At 71.7% G+C, this 19,781-nt stretch carries 14 protein-coding genes; 12 read left to right on the forward strand and 2 right to left on the reverse strand.

Going from position 1 to position 19,781, the window contains the following annotated elements; translation table 11 throughout:
• Positions 1-194: 194 nt before the first annotated feature.
• Together N4G66_RS12260 and N4G66_RS12265 are read left to right on the forward strand one after the other, a co-directional pair.
• Complete coding sequence (locus N4G66_RS12260; RefSeq protein WP_261704056.1) at positions 195-3,911, forward strand: glycosyltransferase family 2 protein; 3,717 nt, start codon at positions 195-197, stop codon at positions 3,909-3,911.
• Positions 3,908-5,407: a DUF5719 family protein gene (locus N4G66_RS12265; protein WP_261704057.1), complete on the forward strand. Its 1,500-nt coding sequence runs from the start codon at positions 3,908-3,910 to the stop codon at positions 5,405-5,407. Before N4G66_RS12260 ends, N4G66_RS12265 begins: the two co-directional genes overlap by 4 nt.
• A gap of 239 nt (positions 5,408-5,646) precedes the next feature.
• On the opposite strand, the gene N4G66_RS12270 is transcribed toward N4G66_RS12265, so the two are convergent.
• A complete protein-coding gene (locus N4G66_RS12270; RefSeq protein WP_261704085.1) occupies positions 5,647-6,096 on the reverse strand; it encodes a metallopeptidase family protein in 450 nt (149 codons plus the stop codon).
• Positions 6,097-6,458: 362 nt separating this feature from the next.
• On the opposite strand from N4G66_RS12270, the gene N4G66_RS12275 reads away from it, so the two are divergent.
• The 9 genes from N4G66_RS12275 to N4G66_RS12315 all read left to right on the forward strand — a co-directional run bounded on the left by N4G66_RS12275 (position 6,459) and on the right by N4G66_RS12315 (position 17,324).
• Positions 6,459-6,836: a DUF3499 domain-containing protein gene (locus N4G66_RS12275; protein WP_261704058.1), complete on the forward strand. Its 378-nt coding sequence runs from the start codon at positions 6,459-6,461 to the stop codon at positions 6,834-6,836.
• 239 nt (positions 6,837-7,075) lie between these two features.
• Positions 7,076-8,692: an L-lactate permease gene (locus N4G66_RS12280; protein ID WP_261704059.1), complete on the forward strand. Its 1,617-nt coding sequence runs from the start codon at positions 7,076-7,078 to the stop codon at positions 8,690-8,692.
• Between the two features lie 267 nt (positions 8,693-8,959).
• Complete coding sequence (locus N4G66_RS12285) at positions 8,960-10,321, forward strand: phosphomannomutase/phosphoglucomutase (protein WP_261704060.1); 1,362 nt, start codon at positions 8,960-8,962, stop codon at positions 10,319-10,321.
• A 273-nt stretch (positions 10,322-10,594) separates the two neighbouring features.
• Positions 10,595-10,765, forward strand: coding sequence for a Trm112 family protein (locus N4G66_RS12290; RefSeq protein ID WP_078943765.1), 171 nt, complete (start codon positions 10,595-10,597; stop codon positions 10,763-10,765).
• 304 nt (positions 10,766-11,069) lie between these two features.
• Positions 11,070-12,197, forward strand: coding sequence for an SIS domain-containing protein (locus N4G66_RS12295; RefSeq protein ID WP_261704061.1), 1,128 nt, complete (start codon positions 11,070-11,072; stop codon positions 12,195-12,197).
• Positions 12,198-12,322: 125 nt separating this feature from the next.
• The gene (gene manA, locus N4G66_RS12300) at positions 12,323-13,474 is read left to right on the forward strand and encodes a mannose-6-phosphate isomerase, class I (protein ID WP_261704086.1); all 1,152 of its coding nucleotides are present in this window, start codon (positions 12,323-12,325) and stop codon (positions 13,472-13,474) included.
• A 143-nt stretch (positions 13,475-13,617) separates the two neighbouring features.
• Entirely contained in the window at positions 13,618-14,598 is a 981-nt protein-coding gene (locus tag N4G66_RS12305; protein ID WP_261704062.1) for a cation diffusion facilitator family transporter, read from the forward strand.
• 511 nt (positions 14,599-15,109) lie between these two features.
• Positions 15,110-16,567: an adenosylhomocysteinase gene (gene ahcY, locus N4G66_RS12310; RefSeq protein ID WP_261704063.1), complete on the forward strand. Its 1,458-nt coding sequence runs from the start codon at positions 15,110-15,112 to the stop codon at positions 16,565-16,567.
• 100 nt (positions 16,568-16,667) lie between these two features.
• Entirely contained in the window at positions 16,668-17,324 is a 657-nt protein-coding gene (locus N4G66_RS12315) for a hypothetical protein (protein ID WP_261704064.1), read from the forward strand.
• A gap of 64 nt (positions 17,325-17,388) precedes the next feature.
• On the opposite strand, the gene N4G66_RS12320 is transcribed toward N4G66_RS12315, so the two are convergent.
• Complete coding sequence (locus N4G66_RS12320; protein ID WP_261704065.1) at positions 17,389-18,432, reverse strand: RDD family protein; 1,044 nt, start codon at positions 18,430-18,432, stop codon at positions 17,389-17,391.
• Positions 18,433-18,573: 141 nt separating this feature from the next.
• Here N4G66_RS12320 and N4G66_RS12325 point away from each other — a divergent pair, with 141 nt between their 5' ends.
• Positions 18,574-19,581: a stage II sporulation protein M gene (locus N4G66_RS12325; protein WP_261704066.1), complete on the forward strand. Its 1,008-nt coding sequence runs from the start codon at positions 18,574-18,576 to the stop codon at positions 19,579-19,581.
• Positions 19,582-19,781 lie beyond the last annotated feature (200 nt).

Here is a 19,781-nt window from a genome sequence, read left to right on the forward strand (position 1 = left end):
CCACACACGTGGGTGCCGCAGACCAAACGGCACACACTCTTACGTAAGGAACGGCCCGTCGCAGGTGGGTTATCCACAGGCGGCGGGCCGCCGTCTTGCTCAGCCGTTAGTGTGGGCCCTCGTCCGAGACGTCCCGCTGTCCCCGCCGGACACAGACGTCCACCGCAGTCCATCGAACCGGGGCCCGTACCTCGATGTCCGTGTACAGCCATTCGGCAGCCCGTAACGACGCCGCTGCCGCCCCTGAGTTCCCGCGCCACGTCGTGACCGCGGTGCTCGTCTCCCACGACGGCGCCCGCTGGCTGCCCGAGGCGCTCGCCGGGCTGCTCGGCCAGGACCGCCCCGTGCAGAACGCGGTGGCGGCCGACACCGGCAGCGCGGACGAATCCGCACAGCTGCTCACCGAAGCGCTCGGCGCCGACCGCGTGCTGCACCTGGCGCGGCGCACCGGCTTCGGCCAGGCCGTCGAGGAGGTGTCCCGCACCGCCGGTGAACTGACCCCGGACGACCTGCCCTACCTCAAGCGTCCGAGCGGCTGGGACCCCGTCACCCGCAGCTGGCGCGACGAGGCCTACGACATGCCGGACCTCCCGCACGGCGAGCCCGAGCAGTGGCTCTGGCTGCTGCACGACGACAGCGCCCCGGAGCCCGAGGCCCTGGCCCAACTGCTGCGTGTCGTGGAGAACGAGCAGGAGCTCGGCCATGACGTGGCCATCGTCGGCCCCAAGCTCCGCGGCTGGTACGACCGCAGGCAGCTCCTCGAAGTCGGCGTCACCATCGCCAACTCGGGCCGCCGCTGGACCGGACTCGACCGCCGCGAGCAGGACCAGGGACAGCACGACCACGTCCACCCCGTGCTGTCCGTGTCCACCGCCGGAATGCTGATCCGGCGCGATGTCTTCGAGGAACTCGGCGGCTTCGACCGCAGGCTCCCCCTGATGCGCGACGACGTCGACCTGTGCTGGCGCGCCCAGGCCGCCGGCCACCGTGTGCTCGTCGCCCCGGAAGCCGTCGTACGGCACGCCGAGGCGGCCTCCCGCGAGCGCCGTGCCGTCGACTGCGTGGGCCGCACCTCCGCGTCCCCGCACAAGGTCGACAAAGCGGGCGCCGTCTACACCCTCCTCGTCAACGCCCGCACCGCGCAGCTCCCCTGGATCCTGATCCGGCTCGTCCTCGGCACCCTGCTGCGCACGGTCGCCTACCTCGTGGGCAAGGTCCCCGGACAGGCCGTCGACGAGATCCGCGGCCTCCTGGGCACCCTGCTGCGCCCTGAGCGGATCATCGCCGGGCGGCGCAGGCGCGGCCGCCCACAGGTGGACAAGGGCGAGCTGCGGGCCCTGTTCCCGCCGCCGGGCGCCACCGTCAGGGCCACCCTCGAGCAGGCCGCCGGCAACCTGACGAGCCGCTCCGAGGCCGACGTCACCACTGGTGCCGGACGGCACGGAGGCGCCGTCGAGTCCGGACCGGGCGGCGACGACGGAGACTTCCTGGAGATCGAGCAGTTCGCCCGGATCAAGCGCATCGCGCGCAACCCCGGCCCGATGCTCTTCCTGGTGCTCCTGTTCGTCTCGCTCCTCGCGTGCCGCCAACTGATCGGCGGCGGGGCCCTCGCGGGCGGTGCGCTGCTGCCCGCCCCCGCGGACGCCTCCGAACTGTGGGCGCGCTACCTCGACGGCTGGCATCCGGTCGGCGCGGGCTCCACCCAGTCCGCTCCGCCCTACCTCGCGCTCGTCGCGCTGCTGGCCTCCGTGCTCCTCGGCTCCACCGGGCTCGCGGTCACCGTGCTTCTCGTGGGATCCGTGCCGCTCGCCGGCTTCGCCGCGTACTTCGCCTCGCGCCCGCTCGTCGAGTCGCGCCTGCTGCGCGCCTGGGCGTCCGTCGCGTACGCCTTCCTGCCCGCCGCCACCGGCGCGCTCGCGGGCGGCCGCATCGGCACCGCCGTCCTCGCGATCCTGCTGCCGCTGATCGCGCGCGCGGGCATCGCGGCGAGCGGTCTCGCACACGCCTCCCGGGCGCGCGGCAGCTGGCGCGCGACCTGGGCGTACGCTCTGCTGCTGACGTTCACGACGGCGTTCACCCCCATCGTGTGGCCCATCGCGCTGGTCCTCGGCATCGCACTCCTCGTGGTGCGCCGCGGGGAGATCGCCGCCTACGGACTGCGTTTCCTGGCCCAGCTCGGCACCCCGCTGCTGGTCCTCGCCCCCTGGTCACTGACCCTGCTGCCGTTCGGCTTCTTCAAGCAAGCCGGCCTGGACTACGGCGCCGGCGCGGCCTCCCCGCTCGACCTGCTCAGCGCCAGCCCCGGCGGACCGGGCACCGTCAGCGGGCTGATGCTCTTCGGCATCGTGCTCGCCGCGCTGGCCGCCCTGCTGCGCTCCGAGCACCAGGCGGGGATCCGGACGGCCTGGGTCATCGCCGTCGTGGCACTCGTCTTCGCGGTCCTGTCGAACCGTTCCACCTGGGCCGGACCCGCGACCCTCGTCTACGGCCTGGCCCTGCTCGCCGCCGCCGCCGTCGGCTCCGACGGGGCACGCGCTCGCGTGGCCGAACAGAGCTTCGGCTGGCGCCAGCCGGTGGCCGCGCTCATCGCCTTCGCCTGCGCCGCGGGCCCGCTCCTCGTCGCCGCCGGGTGGATCATCAGCGGCGCCGACGGACCCGTGGAGCGCCGCGACCCGGTGCAGGTTCCCGCGTTCGTCGCCGAGGAGAGCGGCACCCGCGACCAGGCCCGCACCCTCGTCCTCGACAGCAGCTCGGCCGCCAGGGTCGGCTACGTCCTCGTCCGCGGCTCCGGCGCCCGCCTCGGCGACGCCGAACTCGCCTCGGCGGACAGCGAGAACAAGAAGCTCGACAAGGTCGTCGCCAACCTCGTGGCGGGCTCCGGCGCCGACCAGGCCGACGAACTCGGCGACTTCGCCGTGCGCTACGTCCTGGTCCGCAAGGGCGCGCCGCGCGAGGTGAGCCGCGTCCTGGACGCCACCACGGGCCTGAGCCGGCTGAGCCAGCAGGACGGCAGCGCCCTGTGGCGCGTCGACCAGCAGGTCTCGCGCGCCGCGATCGTCCCCGCGTCCGGCGACCCGGAGTCCATCGCCGCCGGACCGGTCGAGGTGCACACCACGATCCCCGCCGGAGCCGACGGCCGCGTCCTGCGCCTGGCGGACAGCGCCGAAGCGGGTTGGACGGCGACCCTGGACGGCAAGCCGCTCACCCGCACCACGGTCGACGGCTGGGCCCAGGGCTTCCAACTGCCCGCCGGCGGCGGCAGGCTGGACGTCACCTTCGACGCCCCGCTGAGCCACACCGCCTGGCTGTGGGCCCAGGGCGCGCTCGCCCTCGTCCTCGTGGTGCTCGCCCTCCCCGGGCGGCGCCGGGACGTCGACGACGACCTCCCCGAGGAACAGCCGGTGCCGGCCCAGGACATGACGGGCGACGGCCGCCGTGCCCGCCGCCTGCGCGCCCAGGCCGAGGCGGAGGCGGAGTCCGAGCAGTCGGACGAGGACCTCGACGGTGAGTTTCCCGCGGACGCGGACGAGGACGCGGACGAGGAGGTCCCGGCCGCCGCCGTCCCGCACCAACAGGCGTACGGCGAATGGGACAGCCCGAGCTACGCGAACGCCGAGTACGACACCTACGGCGGCGAACAGTACGAAGGGCAGCAGCAGTACCCGGCGGGCACCTACGAGCAGCCGTACCAGGCGGACCCCTACCAGGGCGGCCAGTACGACCCGTACGCCTATGGGGGCACGGCGGCCTACGACCAGACCTACGGCCAGGGCTACGACGCGAACGGCCAGGCCTTCGATCCCCGGGGCCAGGGCTACGACACGGGGGAGCAGGGCTACGACCCGGCGTACGACCCCACGCAGCCCTCGCACGGCACCGACAATGAGCGCCCCGACGGGAGCCATCAGTGAACCGCACCACCCTGTCCCTGATCGCCGCGGCGACCGCGCTCGCCGCCGTCACCGGCTTCGCGACCCTCGAGTCGCCCGGCGCGTCCGGCGACAGCGCGGCGGGCACGGCCGCGCGGCTGCCCGTGGAGCGCACCAGCCTGCTCTGCCCGCAGCCGAGCACCTCCGACATCGCCGACACCGCGTACACGTCCTTCACGCCCGTCGTGGAGGGTGCGAGCGGCAGCGGCAAGGCCCAACTCCAGGCCGCCACGGAGGAGTCGGCGGACTCCACCGCCGGCAAGAAGGGCGGCGGCAAGCCCGCCAAGCCCGTCGTCCAGCCCAAGGAGCCCGGTAAGCCGGTCGCCGGCGACACCTCGGGTGCCGACGCGCCCGCCCTCGTCGGCATCGCGTCGGGCAAGTTCGCGCCCGGCTGGACGGTTCAGGAGACCACCGAGGTCGCCGCGGGCAATGGGCGTGGCCTGCTCGGCACCAACTGCACCGCCCCCGACACCGAGTTCTGGTTCCCGGGCGCCAGCACCACCGCGGCGCGCACCGACTATGTGCACCTGACGAACCCGGACGACTCCGCGGCCGTCGTCGACATCGACCTGTACGGCAAGGACGGCACGCTCAAGTCCACGGTGGCCGACGGGATCACGGTGCAGCCGCACGCCAGCGAGCCGATCCTGCTGAACACGCTGACCGGCGATCCGCAGACCGACCTCACCGTGCATGTGTCGGTCCGCAGCGGTCGCGTCGGAGCCGCCGTGCAGGCCCTGGACGACAAGTCCGGCGGCGACTGGCTGGCAGCCTCCACCGACCCCGCGGGCAGCCTCGTCATGCCGGGCATCCCCAAGGACGCCACGTCCGTGCGCCTGGTCGCCTTCGCGCCCGGCGACACGGACGCCGACCTGAAGGTGCGCCTCGCCTCGCCCTCGGGGCTGATCACCCCGGCGGGCAACGAGACGCTGCACGTGAAGGCCGGCATGACCTCCGCGGTCGACCTCGGGGACGTCACCCGTGGCGAAGCGGGCTCCCTGGTGCTCACGCCCACCGGCTCGTCCGTGCCGGTCGTCGCCGCCCTGCGGGTGGTGCGCGGCAAGGGCGCCGACCAGGAGACCGCGTTCATTCCGGCCACCGCCCCGGTCGCCGCGCGCGCGACGGTCGCCGACAACAGCGCCAAGGGGTCCACGCTCGCCGTGACCGCCCCCGGCGGGGGAGCCCGGATCAAGGTCACCGCGTCCGCGGGCAGTGCGGGCGGTACGGCCGTCTCGAAGACGTTCACCATCAAGGGCGGGACCACGCAGAACGTCGCGGCACCCGTCCCGAGCGGCCTCAAGGGCACGTACGCCCTCACCGTCGAGCGGGTCTCCGGAGGCCCGGTCTACGCCTCCCGGATGCTCGCGGCGACCCGGGAAGGCGTTCCCGGCTTCACCATCCAGAACCTCCCGGACGACCGCGGAACGGTCTCGGTGCCGGAAGCGGAGCAGGACCTCTCGGTGCTGCTCAAGCAGTGACGAAGGACCGGTGATCCGCCCGGGGCCGGGCGGCACGAGTTGGGCAGGCCCCGGGTCTGATCCCCCGTCCCCCGGGACTGATCCCCCGCGGGACCGATCGGTCCGGGTCCGATCGTCCCGCGGTTCGAATGGTCCGGGGTTCGAACGGTCCGGGTCCGATCGTCCCGAGTCTGATCGGTCCGGTCCGAATGGTCCGGGTCCGGCCGGTCCGGGTCCGAGCGACCGGTCCCGGTCCGTCCTCAGTCCTCGCCGTACCGCGGATCGACCGTCTCCGGTGTCAGGCCCAGCAGTTCCGCGACCTGTTCCACGACGACCTCGTGCACCAGGGCGGCGCGCTCGTCACGCCCCTTGGTGCGGATCTCGACCGGACGGCGGTAGACGACCACGCGCGCGGGATGTCCCTCGCGCGCCGGGATCGTGCCGCCCAGGGGCACCGCCTCGTCGCTCCAGCCCTCGCCCGAGCCCTCCAGACGGGGGACTTCGAGGACCATGAAGTCGATGTCCGCGAGCTGCGGCCAGCGTCGCTCCAGCCGCTCCACGGAGTCCTGCACCAGGTCCGCGAAGACTTCGGCACGGCTCGCCGCGAGCGGTACCTGGGGCGGCGCCACGGGGCCGCGCATGCCCCTGCCATGGCGGTCACGACGTCGGGGACCGGCTGCTGCGGTACGGGGCGGTACGGGGTTGTCCATCACTGACGAAGAGTAGTCCCCGCCCGGCCCGGCCGCCCGGTCCCGCGCGCCGGTCACCGACGGGCGGGCGGACCGACGGTCCCAGGCCCGGCATGGGTTCCGGATGACGCCCGATGACCATTCAGGCCAAGAATGGGCTCGATTCCGTATCCCTCCAAGACCGTCTCTGACATGGCAATTGACATGATTCGCACCAAGTGGTGACCGGATTCAGGTCTGTTCGGCATCCCGACACGTGATGTCGCCCCAGGTCAGGGTCTGATGCCCGGAAAAAGATGTGGGCCGTCTCACAACACGACACGGTGGGATGACCTGGGGAGAGTCGTCGCGGCCCGCTCAAGAGTGCGGTACCGTCCAACGTCGTGAGCCTTGTACGTCGCTGTTCGCGCACCGCTTGCGGCCGTCCCGCCGTCGCGACGCTGACGTACGTCTACGCCGACTCGACCGCGGTCCTCGGCCCGCTCGCCACCTACGCCGAACCCCACTGCTACGACCTGTGCGCCGAGCACTCCGAGCGTCTCACCGCGCCGCGCGGCTGGGAGGTCGTCCGGCTCGCCGACTCCTCCGGTCCCTCGCGCCCCAGCGGTGACGACCTGGAGGCACTGGCGAACGCGGTGCGCGAGGCGGCCCGCCCGCAGAAGCGCGCGGCGGAGGCCGGTGGCGGCAGCGCCCGCTCGGTGGACCCGATGGAGGTCGCGCGCCGCGGCCACCTGCGGATCCTGCGCTCACCCGACAACTGAGCAGCGTTCCTCGCGACCGCACTCCGTTCTCCTCGCCCTGCAGCGCTCCGCGCCGAGCTCTCCTCGCCGCATCCCGCATCCCCTCCGTGGGTGGCCGTCCCGCTGTGAGCCCGTCGCCCTTCCTGGACGCCGATTCCACTGAGTGACGCACGCCCATTGACGTGAAGTTGTCGCGGACACGACGATTCCGGTTGCCGTGAGAAATCGCTTTCCGCATCACGGAAACCGGGGAGGCGTCCATGTACGTCCAGGAGCTGCAACCCGTCGCCGACTCGCTCGGCCTGTCCGCGCTCGTGGCCGCGCTTCCCCTCGTCGTCGTGCTGATCCTGCTCGGCGGCGTCCGGCTGAAGGCCCACCTGGCGGGCCTGGCGGGCCTTCTGGCGGCCTCGCTGGTCGCCTGGCTCGCGTACGGCATGCCGGTGGGCCAGACGCTCTCCAGCGCAGCTCAGGGCGCCGTGTTCGGCCTCTTCCCCATCCTGTGGATCGTCGTCAACGCCCTGTGGGTGTACCGGATGACCGTCCGCACCCGGCATTTCGATATTTTGCGCCGCTCGTTCGGGCGGCTGTCCGACGATCCGCGCATCCAGGCACTCGTGGTCGCCTTCTGCTTCGGCGCGCTGCTGGAGGCACTCGCCGGGTTCGGCGCACCCGTCGCGATCTGCTCGGTGATGCTGGTCGCCCTCGGTTTCGACCCCGTGCGCGCGGCGGTCGTCGCCCTCGTCGCCAACACCGCGCCGGTCGCCTTCGGCGCGATGGCCACTCCGGTCGTGACCCTCGCCCAAGTCACCGGCCTGCCCCTGGACTCCGTCGCCTCCCTGGTGGGCCGGCAGACCCCGCTGCTCGCGCTGGTAGTGCCCCTGGTCCTCGTCGGCCTGGTCGACGGCAGGCGTGGACTCCGGGACACCTGGGTGCCCGCCCTGGTGTGCGGAGTGGCCTTCGCCGCCGTCCAGTTCGCCGCCTCGAACTACGTCTCCGCGCAACTCGCCGACATCGGCGCCGCCTTGGCCGGTGCCGCCGCCCTGGTCGCCGTACCGCACGCACGCGTGCCCGCCGCCGAGTCCGTACGGGCCTCGGTCCTGACCGGAGTGCGCAGCGAGGAACTCGACGAACAGGACCCGCCCCGGGAAGTCGTGCGCGCCTACGCTCCGTACGCCCTGATCGTCACGATCTTCTCGATCGCGCAGATCCCGGCCGTGAAGGACTGGCTGGCGCGGGCGACACGGACGTACGACTGGCCCTTCCTGGACGTCGTCGACCCGAACGGCAAGCCGGTGGGCGGGAACGTCTTCACCTGGCCGATCGTGTCGACGGGTGGAACCTTGGTGCTGCTCGCCGGTCTGTGTACGGCCGTGGTGCTCGGGGTGCCCGCGCGCGTGGCGGTCGGGGAATGGCTCGCGACCGTGCGCGAGTTGAGGTTCGCGATCCTGACCGTGACGTCCGTGCTGGCCCTCGCCTACGTCATGAACCTCTCCGGACAGGCCGCCACGATCGGTCACTTCGTGGCGGCGGCGGGCTCCGGACTCGCCTTCCTGTCACCCGTTCTGGGATGGTTCGGTGTGGCCGTGTCCGGCTCCGACACCTCGTCGAACGCCCTCTTCGGCGCCCTCCAGGTGAGCGCGGCCCGGGAGTCGGGGCTGTCGCCCGAACTCCTCGCCGCCGCCAACAGTTCGGGCGGTGTGCTCGGCAAGATGATCTCGCCGCAGAACCTGACCATCGCCTGCGCGGCCGTCGGGCTCGCGGGCCGTGAGGGCGACCTGCTGCGCAAGGTGCTGCCCTGGAGTCTCGGACTGCTGCTCGTCATGTGTCTGATCGTGGTGGGACAGAGCTCGCCGGTCCTCTCCTGGATGCTGCCCTGATACGGCCGCGCCCTCTCTCGGATGCTGCCCTGGGGCGGTCGCGGACAGCGCGCCGGGACGGTTCGGACGCTGCCCTCTCCAGCAAAGACAGCTGGGGACGTTGCCTCGAGCCGGCTCCGGAAGCTGCCCCGGGTCGGGTGGGTTTCCCCCTGATGACAGGGACGGTTCCGCACGTCACGGATGCGCTCCACTCGGGCTCGGCACCGCCCGCTGTCAGTCCGGACGGGTAGTTTGGGGTGACCGAAGTGGACTCCTGGAGGGTTGGCCGTGACTGCTGATCTGTCGCAGCTCGTGAAGGCGTACGACGTACGCGGGGTGGTCCCGGACCAGTGGGACGAGCCGCTCGCCGAGCTGTTCGGCGCCGCCTTCGTCCAGGTGACCGGAGCGGACGCCATCGTGATCGGGCACGACATGCGACCGTCGTCGCCCGGGCTGTCCCGCGCCTTCGCGCGCGGTGCCGCGGCGCGCGGGGTCGACGTGACCGAGATCGGCCTGTGCTCCACGGACCAGCTGTACTACGCGTCCGGCGCGTTCGGGCTGCCGGGCGCCATGTTCACCGCCTCGCACAACCCGGCCCAGTACAACGGCATCAAGATGTGCCGGGCGGGCGCGGCCCCCGTCGGCCAGGACACCGGCCTCTCCGAGATCCGCCAACTCGCCGAGTCCTGGCTCGACTCCGGTGCCCCGGGCTCGGACACCACGCCCGGAACGATCACGCGGCGGGACACGTTGGAGGACTACGCGGCGTACCTCCGCTCCCTGGTCGACCTGACCTCGATCCGCCCCCTGAAGGTCGTCGTCGACGCGGGCAACGGCATGGGCGGACACACCGTCCCCACCGTCTTCTCCGGCCTGCCGCTGGAGCTCGTCCCGATGTACTTCGAGCTGGACGGCACCTTCCCGAACCACGAGGCCAACCCGCTCGACCCGGCGAACATCGTGGACCTCCAGAAGCGCGTCCGCGAGGAGGGCGCCGACCTCGGCATCGCCTTCGACGGCGACGCCGACCGCTGCTTCGTCGTCGACGAGCGGGGCGAGCCCGTCTCCCCGTCCGCGATCACCGCGCTGGTGGCCGCCCGCGAGCTGGCCAAGCACGGCGGTGGCACGGTCATCCACAACCTCATCACCTCCTGGTCGGTCCCGGAGGTCGTCCGCGAGCTCGGCGGCACCCCGGTCCGCACCCGCGTGGGCCACTCCTTCATCAAGGCCGAGATGGCCCGCTCCGGCGCGATCTTCGGCGGCGAGCACTCCGCGCACTACTACTTCCGCGACTTCTGGAACGCCGACACCGGCATGCTGGCCGCCCTCCACGTCCTCGCCGCCCTCGGCGGTCAGGACGGCCCGCTCTCCGGGCTCGTCGCGGAATACGACCGCTACGCCGGCTCCGGCGAGATCAACTCCACCGTCGACGACCAGGCCGCCCGGCTCGCCGCCGTCAGGGCCGCCTACGAGGGCCGCGAGGGCATCACCATCGACGAACTCGACGGTCTGACGGTCACCGCCGAGGACGCGTGGTTCAACGTCCGCCCCTCCAACACCGAGCCCCTCCTCCGTCTCAACGCGGAGGCCCGCGACGAGGCGACGATGACGAAGGTGCGGGACGAGGTACTGAAGATCATCAGAGGCTGAGCCCCGCACGGCCGGACCGGAGACCCGATACCGCCGACCGGGAACGGCCCGGCGGCCGACCGTCGGAACCGACGGGCACGGCACCCCGCGGGTACCGCGCCCGTCGGCGGTCGGCCGGAGGGAGACGCGGTCACGGGGACGGACGCGGGGACGGGCCCCAGAGGCCCGTGCAGCCGCTCCGCGCGCCTCACGAACCGTGGGCGCGCCCCGGCACCCGGCTTCCCGCAGCGGTACCCTGACCAGGCCGCATCCACCGTTTCGGAAGGACACCCCATGCCGCTCGAAGCCGGCCTCCTGGAGATCCTCGCCTGCCCGGCCTGCCATGCCCCGCTCAAGGAGCAGGAGACCGAGCTGATCTGCACGGGAGCGGACTGCGGCCTCGCCTACCCGGTCCGCGACGGCATCCCCGTACTCCTGGTCGACGAGGCCCGCCGCCCCGCGTGACCGACGCGGCCGCCTCGCGGACAGCGGCGCCGCGACCGCCGCACGCGAGGTGACAGCGGCGCCGTTCACGCCCGCGGGGGTGCCGACGGCGCAGCAGGCCCGACGACAAGCCACGACACCCGACGACAGCGCCGCCGCCGGCACGGACAGCGGCGACGCGGCCGTCCCGATCGGCGACCGGCGCACACCCGGCCGGCATCCGGTCCGACCCAGCGCCGCTCGGCACCTCGCGCGAGCGACCCCGTGCAAGCGACCCCGGTGGCTCACGCGCAAGCGCCCCCGGCGATCGGAGGCTACCGACCCCATGCTCGACGAATCGCTCCTCGACGATCCCGACGCGCTCACCCGGGCCGACCGACGGGCACTGCTCCGCGGCGCCGCCGAGGCCGGCGCCAGGGTGCGCACCGCGGTCCGGCACGCCACCGAGGCCGGCATCCCCGAGCTGAAGCCGGACGGCCGCCCGCGCGCCGTCCTGATCGCAGGCCCCGGCATGGCCGCCACCGGCGTCGCCGAACTGCTCGGCACCCTCGCCGGAGCGAGCTGCCCCCTCACCCGCCTCACCCCCACGGGCGTCGCTCCCGCCGGGGGCGCCCTGCGCTGGGACCTGCCCGGCTGGGCGGGCCCCGTCGACCTCCTGCTGATCGCCACCCCCGACGGCAGCGAACCCGGCCTGGAGCTGTTGATCGAACAGGCCTACCGGCGCGGCAGCACCGTCGCCGCCGTGGCCCCGGCCGGCTCTCCGCTCGCCGAGTGGGTGGAAGGCAGCCACGGCCTCTTCGTACCGATGGCGACCGCCCCGTACGACCAGGACGAGCCGCTCGCGGCCTCGGCCCCCGGTGTGCTCTGGGCGCTGCTCACCCCGCTGCTCGTCCTCCTCGACCGCACCGCCCTGGTCTCGGCCCCGCCGGAAGCCCTGCAGAAGGTCGCCGACCGACTCGACCGCGTCGCCGAGCGCTGCGGCCCCGCCATCGCGGCGTACAGCAACCCCGCCAAGACGCTCGCCGCCGAACTGGCCGAGGCGCTCCCGGTGATCTGGACGGAAGGCACCTCGGCGGGCCCGGCCGGCCGACGCTTCACCGCCGCGCTCGCCGAACTCGCCGGCCGCCCCGCGCTCACCGCCGAACTCCCGGAGGCGCTCGCCTCGCACAGCGTGCTGCTCGCGGGCGCGCTCGCCGCCGGCGCCGACCCCGACGACTTCTTCCGGGACCGCGTCGAGGAGGCACAGGCACTGCACGCGCGCGTGGTGCTGCTCCGCGACCGTCCGATCGGCGGGATCAGTGCCGCACCCGCCGCCCGCGAACTCGCGCTCAGCCACGACACCGCGATCAGCGAGCTCGAGCCCGAGGAGGGCGGCGAACTGGAAACCCTCGCCGAGCTGATCGCCATCACGGATTTCGCCGCCGTTTACCTGGCGCTCGCTTCGGGGGCCTGATCTTGGGCGGGACCTCGCGCCCGGCGCCCGTCGCCGGACCCCGTGCCCGGCGCCCTTGACACCGGGCTTCCCGAACAGCGCCCGCACGGAGCGGGCCGAGCAGCGCACGTATGGAGAAGACACCGATGGACCGCCTCGACAACACCGTCCGCCCCTATGCCTGGGGTTCGACCACCGCCATCCCGCGGCTGCTCGGCGTGAAGCCGACCGGCGAACCGCAGGCTGAGATGTGGATGGGCGCCCACCCGGGCGCACCCTCGCGCACCGGGCGCGGTCCGCTCAACGAGGTCGTCGCCGAGGACCCGGAGAAGGAACTCGGCCGCGCCGCCGTCGCCAAGTTCGGCCCCCGCCTGCCGTTCCTCCTGAAACTCCTCGCCGCCGGCGCCCCCCTCTCCGTCCAGGTGCATCCCGATCTCGAACAGGCGCGGGAGGGTTACGAGGACGAGGAGCGCCGGGGTGTCCCGATCGACGCCCCGCACCGCAACTACAAGGACGCCAACCACAAGCCCGAACTGATCTGCGCCCTCACCGAGTTCGACGGCCTGTGCGGCTTCCGCGCCCCCGAGGAGACCGCCGAGCTCCTCGCCGCCCTCGACGTCGACTCCCTCAAGCCGTACGTCGACCTGCTGCGCGCCCACCCCGAGGAGGCGGCGCTGCGCGAGGTCCTCACGGCGGTGCTGAGCGCCGACCCCGACGACATGGCCCGTACGGTCACCGAGACCACGGCCGCCTGCGCCCGCCTCGGCGGCGCCTACGCCCCGTACGCCGATCTCGCCCACCACTTCCCGGGCGACCCCGGAGTCATCGCCGCGATGCTCCTCAACTACGTCCAGCTGCAGCCCGGCGAGGCCCTGTTCCTCGGCGCGGGCATCCCGCACGCGTACCTGAACGGCCTCGGCGTCGAGATCATGGCCAACAGCGACAACGTCCTGCGCTGCGGGCTGACCCCCAAGCACGTCGACGTCCCCGAACTCCTGCGCGTGGTCCGCTTCGAGGCGGGCGACCCCGGTGTCCTGCGCCCGGAGGCGTCCCCCGACGGCGAAGAGGTCTACGCGACCCCCATCGACGAGTTCCGCCTCTCCCGGTACGTCGTCGCCGAGGGGGCCGACCCGCGCGACCTCACCCGCGAGACCCCGCAGATCCTGCTCTGCACCTCGGGTTCCGTGCGCGCCGACGGCATTGACCTGACTCCCGGGGAGTCGGTCTTCGTACCGGCAGGCGAAAAGGCCGAAGTGTCCGGTTCCGGCACGATCTTCCGTGCGACAGTGGTTGCCTGACGGGACGACTGCACCGACCTGAGGCGCGTCGCTGACGGACCGGGCTGCAAGAATGGCCCACCGCAAAGGGCGGGCAAAGCCCGGACCGGGGTACGAGGGTACGAACGGGGTCCGGACGGCGTACGAAGGGACAGCAGGAGCAGATGAGCGCTTCAGGCGGCACCAAGGCGATCGTGGCGGCACTCGGCGCCAACCTCGCGATCGCGGTATCGAAGTTCGTGGCGTTCGCGTTCAGCGGCTCCTCCTCGATGCTCGCCGAGGGCGTTCACTCGCTCGCCGACTCCGGCAACCAGGCGCTGCTCCTGATCGGCGGCAAGAAGGCCCAGCGCGAGGCGACCCCGCAACACCCGTTCGGCTACGGCCGCGAGCGCTACATCTACGCCTTCCTCGTCTCGATCGTCCTTTTCTCGGTCGGTGGCATGTTCGCCGTCTACGAGGGCTACGAGAAGATCAAGCACCCGCACCAGATCGAGCACTGGTACTGGCCGGTGGGCGTCCTGATCTTCGCGATCATCGCCGAGGGCTTCTCCTTCCGTACGGCTATCAAGGAGTCCAACGAGCTGCGCGGCTCGCACTCCTGGTCCCAGTTCATCCGCCGCGCCAAGGCCCCCGAGCTGCCGGTCGTCCTCCTGGAGGACTTCGGCGCGCTCATCGGTCTGGTTCTCGCGCTCTGCGGTGTCGGTCTCGCCCTGCTCACCGACAACGGCGTCTGGGACGGCATCGGCACGGTCTGCATCGGTGTCCTGCTCATCCTGATCGCGCTGGTACTCGCCGCCGAGACCAAGTCGCTCCTGCTGGGCGAGTCGGCGGGCCCGGAGGACACCTCGAAGATCGAGGCGGCGATGGTCGACGGCGACACCGTCACCGGCATCATCCACATGCGCACGCTCCACCTCGGCCCCGAGGAGCTGCTGGTCGCCGCGAAGATCGCCGTCCAGCACGACGACACCGCCGCCCAGGTCGCCACCGCGATCAACGCCGCCGAGTCCCGCATCCGCGCCGCCGTCCCCATCGCCCGGGTGATCTACCTGGAGCCGGACATCTACAGCGAGGCGGAGGCTGCCAAGGGCCCGGACCCCAAGGCGACTCCCGGCGGACCGACGCAGTCACCGGCCGACCACTGACACCACCCGCTCGTACGCCGCCGGGGCCCGCCTGAGATCTCAGGCGGGCCCCGGCGGCGTTCCTCCACCCTTTACCCAGCTCCTCCCTTCCTCGTTCTTCTCCGTTCCTCTCCACCGTTCGGCTCTGCCGTTCCGTTCTCCTGTTCGGTCCGCCGTTCAACTCTCCTGGCCAGGTCCGCAGTACCGCCCATGGGGCTTCTCGGACACCACCCGCTCCGCGAACGGCCCGGCGCAGGGCCGCCGGAGCCCGCTCCGGCCAGAGGCGGACTGGGGAGGGAGACGCCCACCGGTGTAGCTTGGTGACCGAGCCAGACGTCGCTGCTGATGGCGGTCGGGCGGTCCCACCGCGGACCGGCCGAGGGAGAGAGGGCCTCCGACGGACTGCGCTGCGCGCACCGGGCACTCGTGTGCCCCGCCGGTGCACGTCCGTGCCCCGATCGGGTATGCGTTCGTGCCCCCGCCGCGCAGAACAGCCCTACCCACCTCGCCCCGATTTCGAGGAGCAGCTCGTATGACGACTGTCGACAACCGACAGGACTTCAAGGTCGCCGACCTCTCCCTGGCCGCCTTCGGCCGCAAGGAGATCACCCTCGCCGAGCACGAGATGCCCGGCCTGATGTCGATCCGCAAGGAGTACGCCGAGACGCAGCCCCTCGCGGGCGCCCGCGTCACCGGCTCCCTGCACATGACGGTGCAGACCGCCGTCCTCATCGAGACCCTCGTCGCCCTGGGCGCCGAGGTCCGCTGGGCCTCCTGCAACATCTTCTCGACCCAGGACCACGCCGCCGCCGCCATCGCGGTCGGCCCGACCGGCACGCCCGAGAACCCGCAGGGCGTCCCGGTCTTCGCCTGGAAGGGCGAGACCCTGGAGGAGTACTGGTGGTGCACGGAGCAGGCGCTGACCTGGCCGAACACCCCCACCGGCGGCCCGAACATGATCCTGGACGACGGTGGTGACGCCACCATGCTCGTCCACAACGGCGTCGAGTACGAGAAGGACGGCAAGGTCCCCTCGGTCGACACCGCCGAGTCCGACGAGCACCGTGTCGTCCTCGAACTCCTGCACCGCACCATCACCGACGGCTCGCAGAAGTGGACCCAGCTCGCCTCGGAGATCCGCGGCGTGACCGAGGAGACCACGACCGGCGTCCACCGCCTGTACGAGATGTACCGCGAAGGCACCCTGCTGTTCCCGGCGATCAACGTGAACGACGCCGTCACCAAGTCGAAGTTCGACAACAAGTACGGCTGCCGCCACTCCCTGATCGACGGCATCAACCGCGCCACCGACACCCTGATCGGCGGCAAGACCGTCGTCGTCTGCGGCTACGGCGACGTGGGCAAGGGCTGCGCGGAGTCCCTGCGCGGACAGGGCGCCCGCGTGATCATCACCGAGATCGACCCGATCTGCGCCCTGCAGGCGGCGATGGACGGCTACCAGGTCACGACCCTCGACGAGGTCATCGACAAGGCCGACATCTTCGTCACCACGACGGGCAACAAGGACATCATCATGGCCTCGGACATGGCCAAGATGAAGCACCAGGCGATCGTCGGCAACATCGGCCACTTCGACAACGAGATCGACATGGCCGGCCTCGCCAAGATCCCCGGCATCGTCAAGGACGAGGTCAAGCCGCAGGTCCACACCTGGAAGTTCTCCGACGGCAAGGTCATCATCGTGCTGTCCGAGGGCCGCCTGCTGAACCTGGGCAACGCGACCGGCCACCCGTCCTTCGTGATGTCCAACTCGTTCGCGGACCAGACCCTGGCCCAGATCGAGCTGTTCACCAAGCCCGAGGAGTACCCGATCGACGTCTACGTGCTGCCCAAGCACCTGGACGAGAAGGTCGCCCGTCTCCACCTCGACGCGCTCGGCGTGAAGCTGACGACGCTCCGCCCCGAGCAGGCCGCGTACATCGGTGTCGATGTCGATGGCCCGTACAAGTCGGACCACTACCGCTACTGAGCACGCCCGCCGAGCAGCGGTACCACCGCTCGGCGTCCGGATGTCAGCAGGCCCTCGCCGTCCCGGCGGGGGCCTGTCCCCGATGAGGACCTGAACGCCCATGCCCCGCGGCCGCTATTCGCTCCATGATCCGCACGATCACACCCCTCTCGCCGACGAACACTTCCACTGCGCGCCCGGCCCCTCGGGCTGGCGCTACGTCTCCCAACTGACCACCCCCTCCGGCACGGCGCCCGACAGCCTCTCCCAGCCGGGGACGGGGAGGGTCACCGGTTCGGTCGACCTCGCCCTCGACGATCTCGGCCGCCCCATCCGCCTCGAACTGCACGCCGCGAACTGGCAGGTACGGGGCGCCGCGCTCGCCGGTGTGACCTGGGTCCGTACCGACCCCACCGGTACGGAGGCCACCGAAGGCAATGTGCCCGCCCATGCCTTCACCGGCACTTCTCCCGCTTTCCTCGTCGCCACCGCCCGTCTCCTTCGCCTCACCCCTTCCGACGCCGCCCCGGCGACCCGCGTACGCCTCGTCGCCTTCACCGACCCGGTCCTCGCCCCGCGCACCCTCGACCAGTCCTGGGCCTTGATCGCAAGCGAAACACACGCCACTGACAACGGTCCGCTGACCGTGGACGAGTACCAGGTCACAGCGCTGGACACGGGGGAGCAGCACGCCGTGCACATCGCGGGAGACGTGGTGCTCGCGGCCCCCGGCATCGAACTGGAGCACCTCGAATCACCGCCGTCGGTGTTCGCCTGACAGCCGGTCCGCGGGTCCGTGGAACCGGGATTCGGGGCCGATTCCGAGCCGGCGGTGAGTGCGGCTACGCGGGCGGTGCGAAACCGGTCGAGGGGCGTCCCTCCCGGTCGGCCTGCTCGGCCGGGACGGCCGGGAACGGCTGCGGCGGGGCCGCGGGCTGCTGAGCCGCGACCGGAGACCCGGCGGGGGCCGGCGGGGCAGGGTGAACACCAGGCCCCGGTTGGAGGGGGTGTCCGACAGGAGCGCCGGCCTGGAAGGGGTAGCCGGCGGGAATGCCCGGCTGAAGGGGGTGGCCGGCGGGAATGCCCGGCTGGATGAAGGGATGGCCACCGGGTGCGGGGGCCGCGAAACCGCCGGTCGCAGCACGGAACGCCCGACGGGCTTCCCGGGTCTGCCGCTCCTGCACGACTGCCGCCAGATAGGCGCCCGCCGGCACACCCTGTGGCGCCGGGGCCCCGGTACGAGCGGCGAGATCAGCGGCGAGCCGTTCCGCCATCGCCCCACCGATCTGCGGATCCAGTTGCTGCATCCGCGTCAGGTACTGACGGATGGCCAGCCACAGCCCGTCCGGTACGGCGGACAGGTCGAGCTCGGCGAACCGCCCCGCCAGCCAGGGCGGCGGGGCGGGAACGTACGGCATACGTCCCACGGGTATCCGCTCCCGCACGACAAGCGTCCCCGCGAACACGTCACCGAGCCGCCGTCCGCGCTCCGACACCAGCGAGGCGATGCACGCGACGATCCCGAACGTCATCAGAATCTCGACCACCCCCACGGCACCGCGCACCAGCGCGTGCCGGAACCGGATCGGGCCGCCGTCGTCCCGCACCACCCGCAGCCCGCAAGCCAGTTTCCCCAGGGAGCGTCCATGGCTGAGCGTCTCCACGACGATCGGCCCCCCGACCAGCACGAGAAGGAAGCTCGCGATCGAGACGGCGATCTGCGCCGCGTCGTCCAACGCGGCGGTCGCGGCGACCAGAGCGATGGTCACGATGATGTAGACCGCCATCGCCAAGGCCAGGTCGAGCACCACGGCAAGCGCCCGGCTCGGAAGTTTCGCGGGGCGCAGTTCCAGCGCCACCGCCTCGCCCGTCACTAGCTCACTCACGCGCGCCGTCCTTCCCCTGACCTGCCCCGAGAACCGCCAGTCTGCCAAGCTGAGGGCACATCGCGCCGCAGTAAGACAAGCTGACATCCCCGATGAGCCCCCGATGAGCAGCCGACGAGCAGCCGAGGAGCAGCCAAACCGATGGACCTCGACGTCTTCGTCTCCGCCCACCGAGCCGAGTGGGACAGACTCGACGCCCTGCTGCGCCGCCAGCGTCGCCTCACCGGGGCCGAGGCCGACGAACTCGTCACCCTGTACCAGCGAACCGCCACCCATCTCTCGCTGATCCAGTCCAGTGCGCCCGATCCCCAGCTCACCGGGCGCCTCAGCCAACTCGTGGCACGCGCGCGCAGTGCCGTGACAGGAAACCGTCGAGCCTCCTGGCGCGACGTCACCCGCTTCTTGACCCATGGTTTCCCGGCAGCGGTCTACCGTTCCCGCCACTGGTGGGTGCCCACGGCACTCCTGTCCACGGCGATAGCCGCCCTCCTCGGGTGGTGGATCGGCACCCACCCCGAGGTTCAGGCCTCCATCGCCGCACCCAGCGAACTGCGTACCCTCACCCGCCCCGGCGGCGAGTACGAGACCTACTACTCCAGTCATCCTGCCGCCGCCTTTGCCGCCCAGGTGTGGACGAACAACGCCGAGGCCGCCGCGATGTGCCTGGTCCTGGGCGTCTTCCTGGGCATCCCGGTCCTCTGGATCCTCTTCCAGAACATGCTCAACCTGGGCGTCGGTATCGGCCTGATGTCATCGGCCGGCCGACTCGACACCTTCCTGGGGCTGGTCCTCCCGCACGGTCTGCTGGAACTGACTGCAGTCTTCGTCGCCGCGGGCACAGGACTGAGACTCGGCTGGACCGTGATCGACCCGGGCCCGCGATCCCGTCGCACAGCCCTTGCGGAAGAGGGCCGCGCCGCGCTGGGCATGGCGATGGGCCTGGCGCTGATCCTCTTTGTCTCGGGTGCCATCGAAGGCTTCGTCACGCCGTCGGGCCTCCCAACCTGGGCCCGAATCGGCATCGGAATCGCGGCTGAACTGGCCTTCCTTGTGTACGTCTATGTACTCGGGGGTCGTGCGGCACGCTCCGGCGAGACCGGTGACGTCTCAGCATCCGAGCGCAGCGCCACCCTGCCGACGGCCGCCTGATGTGCGTACACACCCGCTGACCTGCTAGTCTCATCTTCGCCCCAGAAAACTCGTTGACAGAGGTAGACTGGGGAGGTAGATTCGAACAGTTGCCTAGAAGTGGACACGTCCGGCGGCAGCAGTTAGAGTCTGCTCGCTTCTCAAAGCAATCGACACGTCGATTCAGAAGAAGCCACTCCTGATGATTTCAGAAATGGTTC

Source organism: Streptomyces rhizosphaerihabitans (assembly GCF_025399795.1).
In the GTDB taxonomy this organism is placed as follows: domain Bacteria; phylum Actinomycetota; class Actinomycetes; order Streptomycetales; family Streptomycetaceae; genus Streptomyces; species Streptomyces rhizosphaerihabitans.

Coding starts and splice junctions, on each gene's coding strand:
- N4G66_RS12305 (WP_261704062.1), top strand. CDS start 13,618: ATGAGCGCTTCAGGCGGCACCAAGGCGATCGTGGCGGCACTCGGCGCC.
- N4G66_RS12260 (WP_261704056.1), top strand. CDS start 195: ATGTCCGTGTACAGCCATTCGGCAGCCCGTAACGACGCCGCTGCCGCC.
- N4G66_RS12270 (WP_261704085.1), bottom strand. CDS start 6,096: ATGGACAACCCCGTACCGCCCCGTACCGCAGCAGCCGGTCCCCGACGT.
- N4G66_RS12295 (WP_261704061.1), top strand. CDS start 11,070: ATGCTCGACGAATCGCTCCTCGACGATCCCGACGCGCTCACCCGGGCC.
- ahcY (WP_261704063.1), top strand. CDS start 15,110: ATGACGACTGTCGACAACCGACAGGACTTCAAGGTCGCCGACCTCTCC.
- N4G66_RS12325 (WP_261704066.1), top strand. CDS start 18,574: ATGGACCTCGACGTCTTCGTCTCCGCCCACCGAGCCGAGTGGGACAGA.
- manA (WP_261704086.1), top strand. CDS start 12,323: ATGGACCGCCTCGACAACACCGTCCGCCCCTATGCCTGGGGTTCGACC.
- N4G66_RS12315 (WP_261704064.1), top strand. CDS start 16,668: ATGCCCCGCGGCCGCTATTCGCTCCATGATCCGCACGATCACACCCCT.
- N4G66_RS12280 (WP_261704059.1), top strand. CDS start 7,076: ATGTACGTCCAGGAGCTGCAACCCGTCGCCGACTCGCTCGGCCTGTCC.
- N4G66_RS12290 (WP_078943765.1), top strand. CDS start 10,595: ATGCCGCTCGAAGCCGGCCTCCTGGAGATCCTCGCCTGCCCGGCCTGC.